This window comes from Pseudomonas sp. HMSC08G10 (assembly GCF_001808425.1).
Lineage (GTDB): Bacteria > Pseudomonadota > Gammaproteobacteria > Pseudomonadales > Pseudomonadaceae > Aquipseudomonas > Aquipseudomonas guariconensis.
On sequence record NZ_KV793320.1, the window covers coordinates 98,609 to 116,591 of the forward strand.

17 protein-coding genes and 1 pseudogene are annotated in these 17,983 nt (G+C 62.4%); 11 read left to right on the top strand and 7 right to left on the bottom strand.

Annotated features, from left to right (window positions below; genetic code table 11):
* The 5 genes and pseudogenes from HMPREF3173_RS25120 to HMPREF3173_RS17155 all read left to right on the top strand — a co-directional run.
* Window positions 1-390, top strand: a pseudogene (locus HMPREF3173_RS25120) (glycine dehydrogenase (aminomethyl-transferring)); the annotation flags it as partial.
* Window positions 391-537: 147 nt separating this feature from the next.
* Window positions 538-1,914, top strand: a complete 1,377-nt coding sequence (locus HMPREF3173_RS17140; protein ID WP_070574796.1) for an L-serine ammonia-lyase — start codon at window positions 538-540, stop codon at window positions 1,912-1,914.
* A gap of 26 nt (window positions 1,915-1,940) precedes the next feature.
* Window positions 1,941-3,062, top strand: coding sequence for a glycine cleavage system aminomethyltransferase GcvT (gene gcvT / locus HMPREF3173_RS17145; protein ID WP_070574797.1), 1,122 nt, complete (start codon window positions 1,941-1,943; stop codon window positions 3,060-3,062).
* Window positions 3,063-3,406: 344 nt separating this feature from the next.
* Window positions 3,407-3,619, top strand: a complete 213-nt coding sequence (locus HMPREF3173_RS17150) for a cold-shock protein (protein WP_043210709.1) — start codon at window positions 3,407-3,409, stop codon at window positions 3,617-3,619.
* A gap of 89 nt (window positions 3,620-3,708) precedes the next feature.
* Entirely contained in the window at window positions 3,709-4,197 is a 489-nt protein-coding gene (locus tag HMPREF3173_RS17155; protein WP_043210711.1) for an RDD family protein, read from the top strand.
* Window positions 4,198-4,357: 160 nt separating this feature from the next.
* Here the strand turns inward: HMPREF3173_RS17155 and lptG are convergent, their stop codons facing one another.
* Entirely contained in the window at window positions 4,358-5,419 is a 1,062-nt protein-coding gene (gene lptG, locus HMPREF3173_RS17160) for an LPS export ABC transporter permease LptG (RefSeq protein WP_043210713.1), read from the bottom strand.
* Window positions 5,412-6,527, bottom strand: coding sequence for an LPS export ABC transporter permease LptF (gene lptF, locus HMPREF3173_RS17165; protein ID WP_070574798.1), 1,116 nt, complete (start codon window positions 6,525-6,527; stop codon window positions 5,412-5,414). Before lptF ends, lptG begins: the two co-directional genes overlap by 8 nt.
* Window positions 6,528-6,798: 271 nt before the next feature.
* Between lptF and HMPREF3173_RS17170 the strand changes: the two genes are divergently transcribed.
* From HMPREF3173_RS17170 to rlmF, 5 genes are all read left to right on the top strand, one after another.
* Entirely contained in the window at window positions 6,799-8,289 is a 1,491-nt protein-coding gene (locus HMPREF3173_RS17170) for a leucyl aminopeptidase (RefSeq protein WP_070574799.1), read from the top strand.
* A gap of 48 nt (window positions 8,290-8,337) precedes the next feature.
* Window positions 8,338-8,766 (top strand): DNA polymerase III subunit chi, encoded by a 429-nt coding sequence (locus HMPREF3173_RS17175; RefSeq protein WP_070574801.1) that lies wholly within the window; start codon window positions 8,338-8,340, stop codon window positions 8,764-8,766.
* A 5-nt stretch (window positions 8,767-8,771) separates the two neighbouring features.
* A complete protein-coding gene (locus HMPREF3173_RS17180) occupies window positions 8,772-9,140 on the top strand; it encodes a DNA polymerase III subunit chi (RefSeq protein ID WP_070574803.1) in 369 nt (122 codons plus the stop codon).
* A gap of 199 nt (window positions 9,141-9,339) precedes the next feature.
* Window positions 9,340-12,186, top strand: a complete 2,847-nt coding sequence (locus HMPREF3173_RS17185; protein ID WP_070574807.1) for a valine--tRNA ligase — start codon at window positions 9,340-9,342, stop codon at window positions 12,184-12,186.
* A gap of 107 nt (window positions 12,187-12,293) precedes the next feature.
* A complete protein-coding gene (gene rlmF / locus HMPREF3173_RS17190) occupies window positions 12,294-13,232 on the top strand; it encodes a 23S rRNA (adenine(1618)-N(6))-methyltransferase RlmF (RefSeq protein WP_070574809.1) in 939 nt (312 codons plus the stop codon).
* Window positions 13,233-13,302: 70 nt separating this feature from the next.
* Here rlmF and HMPREF3173_RS17195 read toward each other — a convergent pair whose 3' ends face one another.
* Entirely contained in the window at window positions 13,303-13,584 is a 282-nt protein-coding gene (locus HMPREF3173_RS17195) for an HU family DNA-binding protein (protein WP_043210728.1), read from the bottom strand.
* A gap of 395 nt (window positions 13,585-13,979) precedes the next feature.
* Here HMPREF3173_RS17195 and yejK point away from each other — a divergent pair, with 395 nt between their 5' ends.
* The gene (gene yejK, locus HMPREF3173_RS17200; RefSeq protein ID WP_043210730.1) at window positions 13,980-14,987 is read left to right on the top strand and encodes a nucleoid-associated protein YejK; all 1,008 of its coding nucleotides are present in this window, start codon (window positions 13,980-13,982) and stop codon (window positions 14,985-14,987) included.
* Window positions 14,988-15,018: 31 nt separating this feature from the next.
* Here yejK and HMPREF3173_RS17205 read toward each other — a convergent pair whose 3' ends face one another.
* The 4 genes from HMPREF3173_RS17205 to HMPREF3173_RS17220 all read right to left on the bottom strand — a co-directional run bounded on the left by HMPREF3173_RS17205 (window position 15,019) and on the right by HMPREF3173_RS17220 (window position 17,886).
* Window positions 15,019-15,330: a GIY-YIG nuclease family protein gene (locus HMPREF3173_RS17205; RefSeq protein WP_070574810.1), complete on the bottom strand. Its 312-nt coding sequence runs from the start codon at window positions 15,328-15,330 to the stop codon at window positions 15,019-15,021.
* A 54-nt stretch (window positions 15,331-15,384) separates the two neighbouring features.
* Window positions 15,385-15,858, bottom strand: coding sequence for a nuclear transport factor 2 family protein (locus tag HMPREF3173_RS17210; RefSeq protein ID WP_070574812.1), 474 nt, complete (start codon window positions 15,856-15,858; stop codon window positions 15,385-15,387).
* A gap of 86 nt (window positions 15,859-15,944) precedes the next feature.
* Window positions 15,945-17,225 carry a CynX/NimT family MFS transporter gene (locus HMPREF3173_RS17215; RefSeq protein WP_070574814.1) on the bottom strand — a complete coding sequence of 427 codons (1,281 nt, stop codon included), beginning with the start codon at window positions 17,223-17,225 and terminating at the stop codon, window positions 15,945-15,947.
* A 13-nt stretch (window positions 17,226-17,238) separates the two neighbouring features.
* Window positions 17,239-17,886 carry a FadR/GntR family transcriptional regulator gene (locus tag HMPREF3173_RS17220; RefSeq protein WP_070574817.1) on the bottom strand — a complete coding sequence of 216 codons (648 nt, stop codon included), beginning with the start codon at window positions 17,884-17,886 and terminating at the stop codon, window positions 17,239-17,241.
* Between the last annotated feature and the right edge of the window lie 97 nt (window positions 17,887-17,983).

The window sequence follows — 17,983 nt, forward strand, 5'->3', positions numbered from 1 at the left end:
GTGGCCAAGCGCCTGATCGACTTCGGCTTCCACGCCCCGACCATGTCGTTCCCGGTGGCCGGTACCCTGATGATCGAACCGACCGAAAGTGAGTCCAAGGAAGAACTGGACCGTTTCTGTGACGCGATGATCCAGATCCGTGAGGAAATCCGCGCGGTCGAGAACGGCACCCTGGACAAGGACGACAACCCGCTGAAGAACGCCCCGCACACCGCGGCGGAGCTGGTCGGCGAGTGGGCCCACGGTTACAGCCGTGAGCAGGCGGTGTACCCGCTGCCGAGCCTGGTGGAGGCCAAGTACTGGCCGCCGGTGGGTCGGGTCGACAACGTGTTCGGCGACCGCAATCTGGTCTGCGCGTGCCCGTCGATCGAGAGCTACCAGGACGCCTGATAGCCCTTGCCCGCCACCTGACTTGGGTGGCGGCCTGTGGGAGCGGGTTTAGCCGCGAATGCGAGGGTGGCTTTACCGCCGAATTCGCGGGTAAACCCGCTCCCACGGAGCTCACCGTCCGCCCAATCAACCTGGCAGGAGGTCACCATGTCTTTGAGCGTTTTCGACCTGTTCAAGATCGGCATTGGCCCCTCCAGCTCCCACACGGTCGGCCCCATGCGGGCTGCCGCACGCTTTGCCGAAGGGCTACGCCGTGATGGCCTGTTAGCACAGACCGACAGCATCAAGGCCGAGCTGTATGGCTCGCTGGGGGCCACCGGCAAGGGCCATGGCAGCGACAAGGCTGTCCTGTTGGGCCTTGAAGGCGAGCATCCAGACACCATCGACACCGAATCGATTCCCGCGCGACTGCAGGCGATCCGCGACAGCGGTCGGCTGCGCCTGCTGGGTGAGCACGAGATCGGCTTCGTCGAAAAACAGCATCTGGCGATGATCCGCAAACCCCTGCCCTACCATCCCAACGGCATGATCTTCCGCGCTTTCGATGCAGCCGGATTGCAAATCCGTAGCCGGGAATACTACTCGGTGGGCGGTGGTTTCGTGGTCGATGAGGACGCTGCCGGTCACGACCGGATCGTCGAGGACAGCACCGTGCTGCCCTACCCTTTCCGCACGGCCAAGGAACTGCTCGCCCATTGCAGCGAGCAGCACCTGTCGATCAGCCAGGTGATGCTGGCCAACGAAGCGGCCTGGCGCCCGGAGGGTCAGACGCGCGAACGCCTGTTGCATATCTGGCAGGTCATGCAGGACTGCGTCGAGGCGGGTTGCCGTCATGAGGGCATCCTGCCCGGTGGGCTGAAGGTCAAGCGACGGGCTCCGGCGTTGTACCGCCAGCTCAGCCGGCATCCCGAGGCGAACCTGCGCGACGCCCTGTCGGTCCTCGACTGGGTCAACCTCTATGCGCTGGCGGTCAATGAAGAAAACGCCTACGGCGGACGGGTGGTCACGGCGCCAACCAACGGTGCGGCGGGCATCGTCCCGGCGGTCCTTCACTACTACATGCGCTTCGTGCCTGGCGCCAGCGAGGACGGGGTGGTGCGGTTTCTGCTCACCGCCGCCGCCATCGGCATTCTTTACAAGGAAAACGCCTCGATCTCCGGCGCCGAAGTCGGCTGCCAAGGGGAAGTTGGCGTGGCTTGCTCCATGGCCGCCGGTGCACTGTGCGAGGTCATGGGGGGCACCCCACAGCAAGTCGAGAACGCTGCCGAAATCGGCATGGAACACAACCTGGGCCTGACCTGCGATCCGATCGGTGGACTGGTCCAGGTGCCCTGCATCGAGCGCAACGCCATGGGCTCGGTCAAGGCGATCAATGCGGTACGCATGGCCTTGCGTGGCGATGGGCAACATTACGTGTCGCTCGACAAGGTCATCCGCACCATGCGCCAGACCGGCGCAGACATGAAAAGCAAATACAAGGAGACCGCCCGCGGTGGTCTGGCCGTCAACATCATCGAATGTTGACCCGAACAAAAAACGAGGAGTCACCGATGTCCGAAACACTGCAAAAGACCCCCTTGCACGCCCTACACCTGGAACTGGGCGCACGCATGGTGCCGTTCGCCGGCTACGACATGCCGGTGCAGTACCCGCTGGGCGTGCTCAAGGAACACTTGCACACCCGCGAGCAGGCAGGTCTGTTCGACGTCTCGCACATGGGGCAGATCCGTCTGCGCGGCAGCGATGCGGCCAAGGCCTTGGAATCGCTGGTGCCCGTGGACATCATCGACCTGCCGGTAGGCATGCAGCGCTACGCGATGTTCACCAACGAGCAAGGTGGCATCCTCGACGACCTGATGGTCGCCAACCTGGGTGACGACGAGCTGTTCCTGGTGGTCAACGCCGCCTGCAAGGACCAGGACCTGGCCCACCTGCAAAACCACATCGGCTCCCGCTGCGAGATCGAGCCGCTGTTCGAGGAGCGCGCCCTGCTCGCCCTGCAAGGCCCGGCGGCGGTCAGGGTGCTCGAGCGCCTGGCGCCGGAAGTCGCCAGCATGACGTTCATGCAGTTCCGCCCTGTCACCTTGCTCGGCGCCGACTGCTATGTCAGCCGCTCGGGCTACACCGGTGAAGACGGTTACGAGATCTCGGTCCCGGCAGCCAATGCCGAAGCCTTGGCCCGCCGACTGCTGGCCGAGCCCGAGGTACAGCCGATCGGCTTGGGCGCCCGTGACTCGCTGCGCCTGGAAGCTGGTCTGTGCCTGTATGGCCACGACATGAACACCAGCACCACGCCGGTGGAGGCCAGCTTGCTGTGGGCCATCTCAAAAGTACGCCGCGCCGATGGCGAACGTGCCGGTGGTTTCCCTGGCGCCCACGCCATCTTCGAGCAGCAACGGCAAAGTGTTGCTCGCAAGCGTGTTGGCCTGCTGCCGCAGGAGCGCACCCCGGTTCGCGAAGGCGCACAGATCGTCGACGCAGACGGACGCACCGTCGGTGAAGTGTGCAGCGGTGGTTTCGGCCCGACCCTCGGTGCACCGGTCGCCATGGGATATGTCGAGAGCGAACATGCCGCGCTCGATACCGCATTGTTTGCTGTAGTGCGCGGCAAGCAGGTTGCCTTGAAGGTCAGCAAAATGCCTTTCGTTGCGCAACGTTACTATCGCGGTTGATTGACTGTGGGCAGGTTCGTCATATTCGTTTTCGAACCTGCCCAATAACTTTTGAACATAGCGCCAGCCCAGGCGCCATGCCGTTTCCGACAATTTTGTCGGTTATCGGAAAAACCCTGAATTCCGGCGGTCTGGAGGGCTTGTTTTTGTCGGCGGAGTTAGCGTAGAGTCACTGCACTGTGTTTGCATGGGTCGCAACAGTTCGTGACCTGGGCCAGTAGCTGAATCTGCTACAACCCGTTCGACGTCTCTTACTTTCCTGCAACCCAGCCCGGTAATCTTTTATATCGGATAGATATGAAAGTAACTGTCATCAAAAATTAAGCTTCATAGGAAACAAGACAATGGCTGAGCGTCAGAACGGTACCGTCAAGTGGTTCAATGACGAGAAAGGTTACGGCTTCATCACCCCAGAAAGCGGTCCGGATCTGTTCGTGCACTTCCGTGCCATCGAAGGCAACGGCTTCAAGAGCCTGAAAGAAGGCCAGAAAGTCTCCTTCGAAGCCGTGCAAGGCCAAAAAGGCATGCAAGCTGACAAGGTTCAGGTCATCGCCTAAGCGAGATCCAGACTCCCAAAAGCCCCTGCCAAGTGCAGGGGCTTTTTTTTGCCCGTAGAATAGCGGCTTCGTCATACGGAGCGTCATGCATGTCAAAGCCCCTGCTCACCCCTCAGGGTGACTTCCCCCCGGCTGGCCTGGGCCGTCGACTGGCCGCCATGTTCTATGACTTCCTACTGTGTACCGCCCTGCTGATCGTGACAGCAGGCGTCTACAAGATGGTGCAGATGTCGATCATTGGCGAAGCCCGCATGCGCGAGCTGACCGAGGCCGGCGCCTTGGACGGCGACCCCCTGTTGTCGACCTTGCTGCTGTTCGCCCTCTTCGGTTTCTTCGCCAAGTTCTGGACCCACGGCGGTCAGACCCTGGGCATGCAGGTGTGGGGCGTGCGCGTACAGAACGCCGATGGAAGCGCGATCAGCCTATGGCAGGCGCTGCTGCGCTTTGTCGTTTCCATCGCTTCCTGGCTATGCCTGGGGCTCGGGTTCTTCTGGGCGTTGATCGACAAGCGCAAGCGTGGCTGGCACGACATCTATTCGGACACACAGCTGGTGCGTGTGCCCAAGCGCAAGCCGTAATGTCGTAGCTACTACGCCCCCTCGCAGGCTTCGCCAGCTCCCGCAGGATCACCTCCGGCCGGCAGACTGCAAATGCTGTGGGAGCGGATTTACCCGCCAGCAGAACGCCACCCACAAAAAAGCCGACCCTAGGGTCGGCTTTTTCACGTCGCTCGGGCCATTACCCTGCCCGACGCAACAACCACACACCCGCCAGCGCACAGATACCGGCCGGGATCACTACCGCCAGCAGCGGCGGGAAGCCGAATACCTGACTGGAAGGGCCGAGCAGGTCCTGGCCAATGCGGAACACGAAGCCCACCAGTACACCGGTGAACACACGCTGGCCCAGGGTCACGGAACGCAGCGGGCCGAAGATGAAGGAGATCGCCATCAGCACCAGGGCGGCGGTCACCATCGGTTGCAGCACCTTGGTCCAGAAGGCCAACCAGTAACGGGCGTTGTTCAGGCCCTGGTCGGACAGGTAGTGAATGTAGTCCCACAGACCGGTGATCGACAGGGATTCCGGCGCCAGGATCACTGTGTTGAGCAGTTGCGGCGTTACCGACACGTCCCAGCGCTCCTGCGGCGCCTTAACCACTTCGGTGTGGTCGCCACGGAAGTAGGTGGTGGCCACGTCGCTCAGCACCCAGTGGTCCTCGTTGTACTGCGCACGGCGCGCAAAGCTGGACGTCACGATGTGTCGCTCGGCGTCGAAGCGGTAGCGGGTCACCCCCAGCAGCAAGCCGTTGGGCTGCACCGAGTTGATATGCACGAACTCTTCGCCCTGGCGGTGCCACATGCCGCGCTTGGAGCTCTGCGCATCACCGCCACCCTGGGCCAGGGAGCGCTCGGCCTGGGCCTTGTTCTCGGTGACTGGCGCCACGTACTCGCCGATCAGCAGGCCGACCAACATCAGCACCAGCATGGGCTTCATCACCGCCCAGACGATACGGCCGATGGACACGCCAGCGGCGCGCATGATGGTCAACTCACTGCTGCTGGCCAGGCTGCCCAGGCCGATCAGGCACCCAATCAGCGCAGCCATCGGCAACATCTCGTACAACCGGCGCGGCGCGGTGAGCAGGACGAAACTGCCGGCATCCATCACGGTGTAGGTATCGCTCAGGTCGCTCATCTCGTCGATGAAGGCGAACAGCGAAGCCAGGCCAAGGATGATGCCCAGCACCGCCAGGATGGCCAGGAGCACGCTCTGGCCGATATAGCGATCCAGTTTAGCCATGGGCCACCTCCGTACGACGGGCGGCACGCTTGAGCTGTAGCGGCTCCCAGTACATCAGGCCCAGGCCGATCAGCAGGAACAGTCCGTGGACCCACCACATGCCCAGGGTGATCGGGATCTTGCCCTTCTCCAAGGCGCCGCGTACGGAAATGAGCATCGTCAGATAAGCCATGTACAGAAGAATGGCCGGCAGCAGCTTGAGGAAGCGGCCTTGGCGTGGATTGACCCGGGACAGCGGCACCGCCAGCAGCGTCACGATGAACACCAGCAGCGGCAGGGAAAGGCGCCATTGCAGCTCGGCCTGTTCACGCAGACCGTCCTTGCCGAACAGCTCGGACGTCGGGATGGCTTCACGCTCGGTCACTTCTTCGCTGACTTCGGGCTTGGGCAGCAACACGCCATAGGTGTCGTACTTGATCGCACGGTAATCGGCCTGGCCGGGGTTACCGTCGTAGCGATAGCCGTTCTCGAGGATCAGGTAGCGATTGCCGTCGGCCTGCACTTCCTGGTGCCCCTTCTCGGCGACCAGCACCGAAGGCGCACGATCCTTGGTCTTGTCCTGGTTGAAGCGCTTCTCGGAAATGAACACACCACTGAGATTGACGCGATCGTCCGACAGCTGCTCGGTGTAGGTCACCCGCGAGCCATCGCGCAGGGTCTGGAAGCGCCCGGGCACCAGGGTATCGAACTCGGTGAGGGCGTCCTGCTGGTTGATGATCTGCTGCACCTGGGCAACGCCCTGTGGCGCCAGGCTCAGGCTCAGCCAGGCCACCAGCAGGGCGACCAGCGCGGCCGGCGCCATGGTCAGTGCCAGCAGACGCTGCTGGCTCATGCCAGTGGCAGAAAGCACGGTCATCTCGCTTTCGAGGTAGAGTCGGCCATAAGCCAGCAGGATGCCGAGGAACAGGCCCAAGGGCAGGATCAGTTGCAGGAAGCCCGGCAAACGGAAGCCCATGATCAGGAACAGCACGCTCGGATCGAGCACGCCCTGGGCGGCCTGAGCCAGGTACTTGATGAAGCGCCCGCTCATGATGATCACCAGCAGCACGGCGCTGACGGCGCTCAAGGTCACCAGGACCTCACGGGACAGATAACGAAAGACGATCAAACCAGACACTCCTGGGTTGTCAGGGGCGCAGAGCCAAACAATGACTTGCCGGTTCGCCGACGGCGAACCTCCATATAAAGTGCGCGCATTATCCTGTGATTGACCGCGCCTGTCACTTGGCCGCGCATGACGGCGCATGTCGGGGTTGTCATCCAGGTTCCCCCAGGCTCAAACTGGCAGCTTTTCAAGTGGCACGCGACCTTGCGGCCACACCTGTTTCGAGCGCATGCACGAGACTGCGCCAACTGACAGATCATTCGGGGACCCTGACATGGAACTGGTTGTAAAAAGTGTAGCCGCCGCCTCCTTGAAAACCGCCACATTGGTGCTGGCCGTCGGTGAAGGGCGCAAGCTCGGCGACATCGCCAAAGCCGTCGACCAGGCCAGCAATGGCGCAATCAGCGCGGTGCTCAAGCGCGGCGACCTGGCAGGCAAGCCGGGCCAGACCCTGCTGCTGCACAGCCTGCCGGGCCTGAAGGCCGAGCGCGTGCTGCTGGTCGGCAGCGGCAAGGAAGCGCTGGGGGATCGCAGCTGGCGCAAGCTGGTCGCCAGTGTCGCCGGTGTGCTCAAGGGCCTGAACGGCAGCGACGCGGTGCTGGCTCTGGATGACGTCAGCGTCACCGCCCGCGACGCCCATTACGCCAAATACCGCCTGCTGGCCGAGACCCTGCTCGATGGCGAGTACGTGTTCGACCGTTTCAAGAGCCAGAAGGCCGAGCCCCGCGCCCTCAAGAAAGTCACCCTACTGACCGACAAGCCCGGCCAGGCTGAAGTCGAGCGCGCCGTGAAGCACGCCAGCGCCATCGCCTCGGGCATGTCCTTCACCCGCGACCTGGGCAACCTGCCGCCGAACCTGTGCCACCCGACGTTCCTCGCCGAACAGGCCAAGGAGCTGGGCAAGGCGCACAAGAACCTCAAGGTCGAGGTGCTGGACGAGAAAAAGATCAAGGACCTGGGCATGGGCGCGTTCTACGCCGTGGGCCAGGGCAGCGACCAGCCGCCACGGCTGATCGTGCTCAACTACCAGGGCGGCAAAAAGAGCGAAAAACCGTTCGTGCTGGTCGGCAAGGGCATCACCTTCGACACCGGCGGCATCAGCCTCAAGCCTGGCGCCGGCATGGATGAAATGAAGTACGACATGTGTGGTGCGGCCAGTGTCTTCGGCACCCTGCGCGCCGTGCTGCAGCTGCAGCTGCCGATCAACCTGGTGTGCCTGCTGGCTTGCGCCGAGAACATGCCCAGCGGCGGCGCCACGCGTCCGGGCGACATCGTCACCACCATGAGCGGCCAGACCGTCGAGATCCTCAACACCGACGCCGAAGGCCGCCTGGTGCTGTGCGACACCCTAACCTACGCCGAACGCTTCAAACCTCAGGCAGTGATCGACATCGCTACCCTGACCGGCGCCTGCATCGTCGCCTTGGGCAGCTATACCTCGGGGCTGATGGGCAACAACGACGAACTGGTGGGCCAACTGCTCGACGCCGGCAAGCGCGCCGACGACCGTGCCTGGCAACTGCCGCTGTTCGATGAGTACCAAGAGCAATTGGACAGCCCATTCGCCGACATCGCCAATATCGGTGGCCCCAAGGCTGGCACCATCACCGCGGGCTGCTTCCTGTCGCGCTTCGCCAAAGCTTATAACTGGGCGCATCTGGACGTTGCCGGCACCGCTTGGATCAGCGGCGGCAAGGACAAAGGCGCCTCGGGCCGCCCGGTCCCGCTGCTGACCCAATACCTGCTCGATCGCGCCAACGCCTGATGCCACAAGGCCGGTGGCGCCCGCGCGCTGCCGGCCGGCAGACCGAACATGAGCAAAGTCGATTTCTATATCCTGCCCACCGATGCGTTGTCGGCGCGCCTGGATTTCGCCTGCAAGCTGTGCGAAAAGGCCTGGCGCCTGGGCCATCGGGTCTATCTGCACTGTCAGGACGCCGAGCAGCGCAACGCGCTGGACGAGCGCCTGTGGCACTTCAAGGGCGAGGCCTTCGTCCCGCACGACCCTGCCGAGGCCAACGCCGAGGCGGCAGTAGTCCTGGGGCTGGGTGATGACGCCGGCACACACCGCGACCTGTTGATCAACCTCGGCGCCGAGGTACCGGGGTTCGTCGGTCAGTTCGAACGAGTAGCCGAGATCGTCGTCGAGGAGCCGGGCATTCGCCAGGCTGCGCGAGAACGATTCCGTTTCTACCGCGAACAGGGCTATGCTCTGCAAGACCACCGCTTACAGCGACTTTGACGACGATGGACAAGCACTCCCCCCTGCCCGATTCCGCTCATCTGCTCGACGACCTAGAGTCGATCCGCCAGTTGCTGGGCGATGCCGATCTGCAACCGCCCCTGCTGACCGAAACGGTCGAGCAGATTCCCCTGCTGCTCGACGAGCCAGCAGGCAACACCTCGCCAGTGGCCGAGCCTCTCTCGGTCGCAGCCACCGAAGACGATCCGCAGACCCGCCGCCAGGACACCCTGCTGCACCTTGAAGCCGACCTGCGCGCCGCTGCCCAACAGATCATGCAAGACGTGATCAACGACTTCACCCCGCACATCGAGAACGAGATCAAACGACGCCTCGATGCGCGCATGGAACGTCTGCTCAAGCGCTCCGAATAAACGCCGCCTTTCTTTGCGGGCAAACCCGTCACTACCGGTACACCGCCGCGCTCAAGGCGCGCACGAGGTCCGTGGAGCAGGTTTGTCCACAAAGAAGGCACCGTTGCGCCTACAGATATCAGCAGCTTGTCGCCTGCGGCCCCTGGCTTGGTTATACTTCCCGGCTTTCCCGAATTAATGCCATAGGGTCCCGCCGCGCATGGATAAGACCTACCAGCCGCACGCCATCGAAACTTCCTGGTACAACACTTGGGAGTCCGAGAACTATTTCGCCCCGCAAGGTGCAGGCGAGTCCTACACCATCATGATCCCGCCGCCGAACGTGACCGGCAGCCTGCACATGGGCCACGGCTTCAACAACGCGATCATGGACGCCCTGATCCGCTTCCGCCGCATGCAGGGCCGCAACACCCTGTGGCAGCCAGGCACCGACCACGCCGGTATCGCCACCCAGATGCTGGTGGAGCGCCAGCTCGAGGCCAAGGGCCAGAACCGTCATGATCTGGGCCGCGAGAAGTTCCTGGAGAAGGTCTGGGAGTGGAAGGATCAGTCCGGCGGCAACATCAGCCGCCAGATTCGCCGCCTGGGCTCGTCGGTCGACTGGACCCGCGAACGGTTCACCATGGACGACGGTCTGTCCGAAGCGGTCAAGGAAGCCTTCGTGCGCCTGCATGAAGACGGCCTGATCTACCGTGGCAAGCGCCTGGTCAACTGGGACACCAAGTTGCATACCGCCATTTCCGACCTCGAAGTGGAGAACCACGACGAGAAAGGCCACCTGTGGAACCTGCGCTACCCACTGGCCGATGGCGCCAAGACCGCCGAAGGCAAGGACCACTTGGTCGTTGCCACCACCCGTCCGGAAACCTTACTGGGTGACGCGGCCGTTGCCGTGAACCCGAACGACGAGCGCTACCAGGCCCTGATCGGCAAGTTCGTCGAGCTGCCGCTGGTCGGCCGCCGCATCCCGATCATCGCCGACGATTACTGCGATCCGGAGTTCGGCACCGGCTGCGTGAAAATCACCCCGGCCCACGACTTCAACGACTATGAAGTCGGCAAGCGCCACAACCTGCCACTGCTGAACATCTTCGACAAGAACGCCCTGGTGCTGGCAAGCGCCCAGGCCTTCAACCTCGACGGCAGCGTCAACGAGCAGATCGACACCAGCCTACCAGCCCAGTATGCAGGCCTGGACCGCTTCGTCGCGCGCAAGCAGATCGTCGCCGACCTGGACGCCCAGGGCCTGCTGGTCAGCATCGACGACCACGCCCTGAAGGTCCCCAAGGGCGACCGTTCCGGCACGGTCATCGAGCCGTGGCTGACCGACCAGTGGTACGTCTCTACCAAGCCGCTGGCAGAACCTGCCATCGCCGCCGTGGAAGACGGCCGCATTCAGTTCGTGCCCAAGCAGTACGAAAACATGTACTTCTCCTGGATGCGTGATATCCAGGACTGGTGTATCAGCCGCCAGCTGTGGTGGGGGCACCGCATCCCGGCCTGGTACGACGAAGCCGGCCAGGTCTATGTCGGTCGCAGCGAAGAAGAAGTCCGTGCCAAGCACAACCTGGGCGCCGACGTGGCGCTGCGCCAGGACGAGGACGTCCTCGACACCTGGTTCAGTTCGGGCCTGTGGACCTTCTCCACCTTGGGCTGGCCGGAGCAGACCGAGTTCCTCAAGAAGTTCCACTCCACCGACGTGCTGGTCACCGGTTTCGACATCATCTTCTTCTGGGTTGCGCGCATGATCATGCTGACCATGCACCTGATCAAGAACGAAGATGGCACCCCGCAGGTACCGTTCAAGACCGTGTACGTCCACGGCCTTGTACGTGACGGCCAGGGCCAGAAGATGTCCAAGTCCAAGGGCAACGTCCTCGATCCATTGGACATCGTCGACGGCATCACCCTTGAGGCCCTGCTGGAAAAACGCACCAGCGGCATGATGCAGCCCAAGCTCGCCGAAAAGATCGCCAAGCAGACCAAGGCCGAGTTCCCCGAAGGCATCGCCAGCTACGGCACCGACGCCCTACGCTTCACCTTCTGCTCGCTGGCTTCCACCGGCCGCGATATCAAGTTCGACATGGGCCGCGTCGAGGGTTATCGCAACTTCTGCAACAAGATCTGGAACGCCGCCCGCTACGTGCTGGACAAAGGCGAGGATTGCGGCCAGAACGGCGAGGCCTACGAACTGTCGCTGGCCGATCGCTGGATCATCTCGCAGCTTCAGCGCACCGAAGCCGAAGTGACCCGCCAGCTCGAGCAGTTCCGCTTCGACCTGGCCAGCCAGGCCTTGTACGAGTTCATCTGGAACCAGTACTGCGACTGGTATCTGGAGCTGTCCAAGCCGGTACTGTGGGACGAGAATGCCCCGGTCGAGCGCGCCCGCGGCACTCGCCGGACCTTGGTTCGCGTGCTGGAAGTCGCCTTGCGCCTGGCACACCCGTTCATGCCGTTCATCACCGAAGAAATCTGGCAGCGCATCGCGCCGCTGGCCGGTATCGAAGGCAAGACCATCATGCTGCAACCTTGGCCTGTGGCCAATGAAAGCCGCATCGACACCGCCGCCGAAGGCGATATCGAGTGGCTGCAGCAACTGATGGTAGGTCTGCGCAACATTCGCGCCGAGATGAACATCGGCCCTGGCAAGCCGCTGCCGCTGTTCCTCAAGAACGCCAACGCGGACGACCAGCGTCGCCTGCAGGAGAACGAGGCGCTGCTCAAGAAGCTGGCCAAGGTCGAGTCGTTCACCGTGCTCGGCGAGCAGGACGAAGCGCCGCTGTCGGCCACCGCACTGGTGGGTGACTTGCAGGTACTGGTGCCGATGGCCGGCCTGATCGACAAGGACGCGGAACTGGCACGCCTGAGCAAGGAAATCCAGCGTCTGCAGGGCGAAGTCCAGCGCGTAGGCGGCAAGCTGTCCAATGCCGCGTTCGTCGACAAGGCCCCGCCTGCCGTGATCGAAAAAGAACGCGCCAAGCTGGCCGAGTCCGAACAGGCCCTGGCCAACTTGACAGAGCAACATGCGCGGATCGCGGCACTGTAACAGCCGCAGACCTCAGTGATGCCATCGCGGGACAAGCCCGCTCCCACAGATCAACGACGATCATGCGGGAGTGGGCTTGTCCCGCGATGCTTTTGAGATTTCATCCCATGAATCAAAAACCCACCCTGCACCCGCGCAATCGCCATCAGGGCCGCTACGATTTCCCCAGCCTGATCAAGGCCCATCCTGAGCTGGGCAAATTCACCATTACCAACCCCTATGGCAAGCCGAGCATCGACTTCGCCAACCCCGAAGCGGTACGGGTCTTCAACCGCGCCTTGCTCAAGGCCCAATACGGCATCCAACACTGGGACATCCCGGCCGACTACCTGTGCCCGCCCATCCCTGGACGGGCCGACTACCTCCATGTGCTGGCCGACTTGCTGGCCGAGGATTGCGGTGGCGAAATCCCCCGAGGCGTACAGGTGCGCGCGCTGGACATCGGCGTCGGCGCCAACTGCATCTACCCGCTGCTTGGCCACAGCGACTACCGCTGGCGTTTCGTGGGGTCGGACATCGACGCTGTGGCCCTGGCATCGGCCAGGACCATCGTCCAGGCCAACGGCCTGGGCAAGGTCATCTCCTTGCGCCAGCAAGCCAACCGCAAGTACATCCTCACCGGCCTGCTGCAGGACGACGAGCGTTTCGACGTGACCCTGTGCAACCCGCCGTTCCATGCCTCCCGCGAGGAAGCTACCCGCGGCAGCCAGCGCAAATGGAAGAACCTTGGCAAGCAGGACCCCAAGCGCAAGCTGCCAGTGCTCAATTTCGGCGGGCAGAACAACGAGCTGTGGTGCGAGGGCGGAGAGATCCGCTTCGTCACCCAGTTGGTGGAAGAGAGCGTGCAGTACGCCGGCCAGGTGCTGTGGTTCACCAGCCTGGTATCCAAGGCCAGCAACCTGCCCGGTATCGAGGCGGCGCTGAGGAAGGCAGGTGTAAAGGCACAACAGGTCGTGGCCATGGGGCAAGGCCAGAAACAGAGCCGCATGGTCGCCTGGAGCTTCCAAGACGCCGCCGCGCGCCAAGCTTGGCATCGCTCACGCTGATACCCCTTTCGCGGGCATGAAAAAACCGCGCCCGGACAAGCCGGGCGCGGTTTTTTCAAAGCTTCAACAATTACTTGTTGACGGCGTCGTTCAGGACCTTGGCAGGTACGAACTTGACGACTTTCTTGGCAGCGATTTCGATGGCAGCGCCAGTCGAAGGGTTGCGGCCGGTACGGGCAGGACGCTCGGAGACTTTCAGCTTGCCGATGCCTGGCAGAGTGATTTCAGCGCCGTTTTCCAGTTGGTCGGCGACGATCTGGCCCAGTTGCTCCAGGGCGTTACGCGCGGTGGTTTTCGGCGCGTCGATGGCTTCGGCGATATCGGCAATCAGTTGGTCTTTGGTCAATGCCATGGTGGTGTTCCTTCCCTATCAAATTCAGTGGTTATGCAGCGTGCCAGGTCGGTAATCGGGCCAGCCCCTGAAAAATCCGGCGGGCCGCGCCAATCGCGTATGTAGATACGAAAATCGGCGTTTGGTTCGACACGAGCCCAGCGATCTGCCAGCAATGCGCCACCCAAGGGGCGCAAGACCGCGCAAAGCTACCACAGGAATAGATAAATATCCGCTGCCGACTTCGATTTTATGCAGGTTTTTCGGGGCTTTTATCGTAAAACGCAAAAAATTGAACAAAAAACGAACAACAGACATTTACGCCACTATCTGACCACTGCATCGCCCTCTGCCTGGGTTAAACTGCACGACTTTGCAGCGCGGCCTAGCACCGCCCAACCCCGCTCGAGATTTCCATGCCAATCCGTCATTGCATCGTTCACCTGATCGACAAGAAACCCGATGGCAGCCCGGCAGTCCTGCATGCCCGAGACTCCGAACTCGGCGCTTCCGACGCTATCGAAAACCTGCTGGCCGACCTCAACGACAGCTACAACGCCAAGCAAGGCAAGGCCTGGGGGTTCTTCCACAGCGAATCGGGGGCCTACCCCTTCAGCGGCTGGCTCAAGCAGTACTTGGATGAAGAAAAAGACTTCACCGCCTTCAGCCGCATCGCTGTAGAGCACCTGCAAAAGCTGATGGAAGAATCCAACCTGTCCACCGGCGGCCATATCCTGTTCGCCCATTACCAGCAAGGCATGACCGAGTACCTGGCCATCGCCCTGCTGCACCACAGCGAAGGCGTGGCCGTGAACGCCGAGCTCGATGTCACCCCGTCGCGTCACCTCGACCTTGGCCAGTTGCACCTGGCGGCGCGGGTCAACTTGTCGGAGTGGAAGAACAACCAGAACTCCAAGCAGTACATCTCGTTCATCAAGGGCAAGAATGGCAAGAAGGTGTCGGACTACTTCCGCGACTTCATCGGCTGCCAGGAAGGTGTCGACGGCCCAGGTGAGACCCGTACCCTGCTCAAGGCCTTCAGCGACTTCGTCGAAAGCGAGGACCTGCCCGAGGAGGCCGCCCGCGAAAAGACCCAGACCTTGGTCGACTACGCCACCACTCAGACCAAACTCGGTGAGCCGGTGACACTGGAAGAACTGTCCAGCCTGATCGATGAAGATCGGCCCAAGGCCTTCTACGACCACATTCGCAACAAGGATTACGGCCTGTCGCCGGAGATTCCGGCGGATAAACGCACCCTCAACCAGTTCCGCCGTTTCACTGGCCGCGCCGAAGGCCTGTCGATCAGCTTCGAGGCCCACTTGCTGGGATCGAAGGTGGAATATGACGAAGAAGCCGGCACCTTGATCATCAAGGGCCTGCCGACCCAACTGGTCGATCAGCTCAAGCGTCGCAAGGATTGAGCATGGCCGGGGCTGCAGCGCAGCCCCTCATCTAGCCCCCGGTAGCTGCATAGGCTGCCACCAGCGCTTCCTTGGCCGATTTGCGCAGCTTTTTCACCAACCGCTCCTGACGCAGTGCCTCGCCTTTGTCCGGCCACTGCTCCATATACACCAGCGCCTGGGCCGGGCTGGTCTTGAAGTAACGCGCCCCCTGCCCCTTCTGATGCTTCAGGAACCGCCGCTGAGGGTCATCACTGATACCGCAATACAGCGAACCGTTGGCAGCCCGCACCAGATAGACATACCAGGGTTTCACATCCCCGCCCGGAGGTTTTTCACTCGGAGCATCCACTCTTTGCGTCATTAATTTGAAACCCAAAGCTCCACTACACCTACCACGGAAATGAACAGGCCGTGGCTATACCGCGCTCTGCTGGTATGTCCGCAACCCCTTGAACGCTTGCTGACGCACCTTGTTCTGCAGCAGCGGCGACCAGCCCAGCAGCAAACCCGGCAGGCCCAAGGCCTGACGCGACCAGCGCCACAGGTCGAAACTGTCGTCATGCTGGCAAATCAGCCCATCGCGGATCACGAAGCGGGCCTGTATGTCGTTGACAACGATGCGCCCGGTCTGGGTGAACAGATAGCGCGCCACCCAGTGCGCATTCCCCCCGTCCTGATTGGCGCTGACGCTGTCAAAGGTCAGGGAGAAATCCTTGGCACGGCTGATCAGCATCCGCCACATGTCCCCCACCTCACGGCGTCGCAAGGTACCGAAGACAGGGTCACTGAAGGTGATGTCATCGCTGTAGCAAGCTACCATCGCCTCGGCGTCCAGGCGCTGGAAGGCTTGGTAGAAACGTGTGATCAGCTCACGATTGGCGTCGCTCATGGGGCGGGTCCCTCCGGGGGCAAACCTCAACGATAATGTGCCCCGCATGGGAGCGCCATGCTCATTCGCGCCATGAATAGGCTTCGTCACACCTTCTCGCTGACCACCTGCACATGCAATGCCCGCCCAGCCCCAAGGCCGAACAGGATCGCCCCAATGCCCAGCGCCGCGAATATCCAGCCCACAGCCGTCCAGCCCCCCGTCAGGTCATGCACCAGGCCTACGGCAAACGGCCCTGCGGACGCCAACGTATAGCCGACCCCTTGCGCCATGCTCGAAAGATTCGCAGCTACGTGGGAATCCTTCGAGCGCAGCACGATCAACGTCAACGCTAGGGCGAACGTACCACCCTGCCCCAGTCCGAGCACTACGGCCCAGCCCCACAGCCCTGAAACCGGTGCATACAAGCAACCGAACAACCCTGCCAGGGTGACCAGCATGACGATGACGATAGCCAGGCGCTGGTCCTTGCCTCGGGTGGCCAGCCAAGGCGCGCTGAGCGAGCTCACCAGTTGCACGATCACCGACCCGGACAACACCAGCCCAGCCTCCGTAGGGCTCAACCCCCGGCCGATGAGAATCGAGGGGAGCCAGCCAAACACGATGTAGGCCAGCGAAGACTGCAAGCCCATGTACAGCGTGACCTGCCAGGCCAGCGGATCGCGCCATAGACCACGCACCCGATAGGCCACCTTGTGCAAGCCGTGCCCCTGGCGCGCCTGGGGCAGCCACACCAACATCGCAATCAGCGCAGGCACCAGCCAGAAGCCCAGGCCCAAGGCCCAGCTGTCATCGAAGTGGCGCGCCAATGGCACCGTGGCACCGGCGGCCAGAGCCGCCCCCAGGCACAAGGCCATGGTATAGACACCGGTCAGGGTACCGGCATGCTGTGGGAAGTCTCGCTTGACGATGCCCGGAAGCAACACGCCGATGATGCCGATGCTCGCGCCGGCCATGACACTGCCCAGAAACACGCCGGTCACCCCCAGGACACTGCGCACCAAAATACCCAGCGCCAAGGTCAGCAGAATGCCCAGCACCACCCGCTCACTGCCAAAGCGTCGAGCCAGGACCGGTGCCAATGGAGCGAACAGGCCAAGACACAGCACCGGCAAAGTCGTCAGCAGGCCCGCCTGGGACGCGTTCAGCCCTAGTCCCTCCGATACTTGGCCCAGTACCGGCGCCATGCTCGACAGCGCAGGACGCAGGTTCAGTGCCACCAGTACCAAGCCAAGCAACAGCAACCACGGCCGCTGCAGCACTACAGGCTGCTGCTGGACCTGCTCGTCGTCGGCTTCGGCGTCGATCAGCAGTTCTTCGAATTCCCGCTGGCGATGAGCAGTTTCGTGAATGGTGGGTTCGGCCATGGGCGTCTCGTTGTCAGGATTCAATTAGGGTACGGCTCAAGTGCTTGGCACGTTCCGGATCACATTGTTCGATGGCATCGACGATCTGACCGTGCAGGTCGAATACCGTCTGGCAACGGGGGGTGGTCGCCATGTTGTGCTCCAACGCCGCGGCCACAACGCCGGAAAAGTAACGGTAGAGCTCGCTCAACGCTGGGTTGTGGGCGGCGTCCACTAACTGCTGGTGAAAGACCAAGTCGCACTCAACGTAAGTCTTTATATCGCCATGAAAATGCGCAGCAGTGTCCTGCAAAGCCTGGCGCAGGCGGTGTATGTCCGCTTCGGTGCGGCGCTGGGCGGCCAGGCCGATCGCTTCGGTTTCCAGAATACGGCGAGTTTCCCGGGCCTGTTCCGACGTGCAGCGGGCCATGGCCTGGACCGCCTGGAGCGGGTCTTGGGCGGTGCGCAGGTAACTACCATCGCCTTGGCGGATCTCGACCAGGCCGCTGAAGGCGAGCACGCGCATGGCTTCACGAACGGTGTTGCGGCTGATGCCTAGTTCGTGGGCGAGTTCGGGTTCAGTGGGCAGGCGTTGGCCGATGGACCAGGTGCCGCTGGTGATGCGGGTGCGGAGTTGGTCGACGGCTTGTTCAACTAGGGAGCGTTTGATGAGTAGGGTCATGGGTAGATCCGGTCATCGGATGAATTTTGGGTAAGATAGCTGGGTGGCGGGGGTGGGGCAAGGTTTTGGGCTTGGGCTTGGGCTTGGGCTTGGGCTT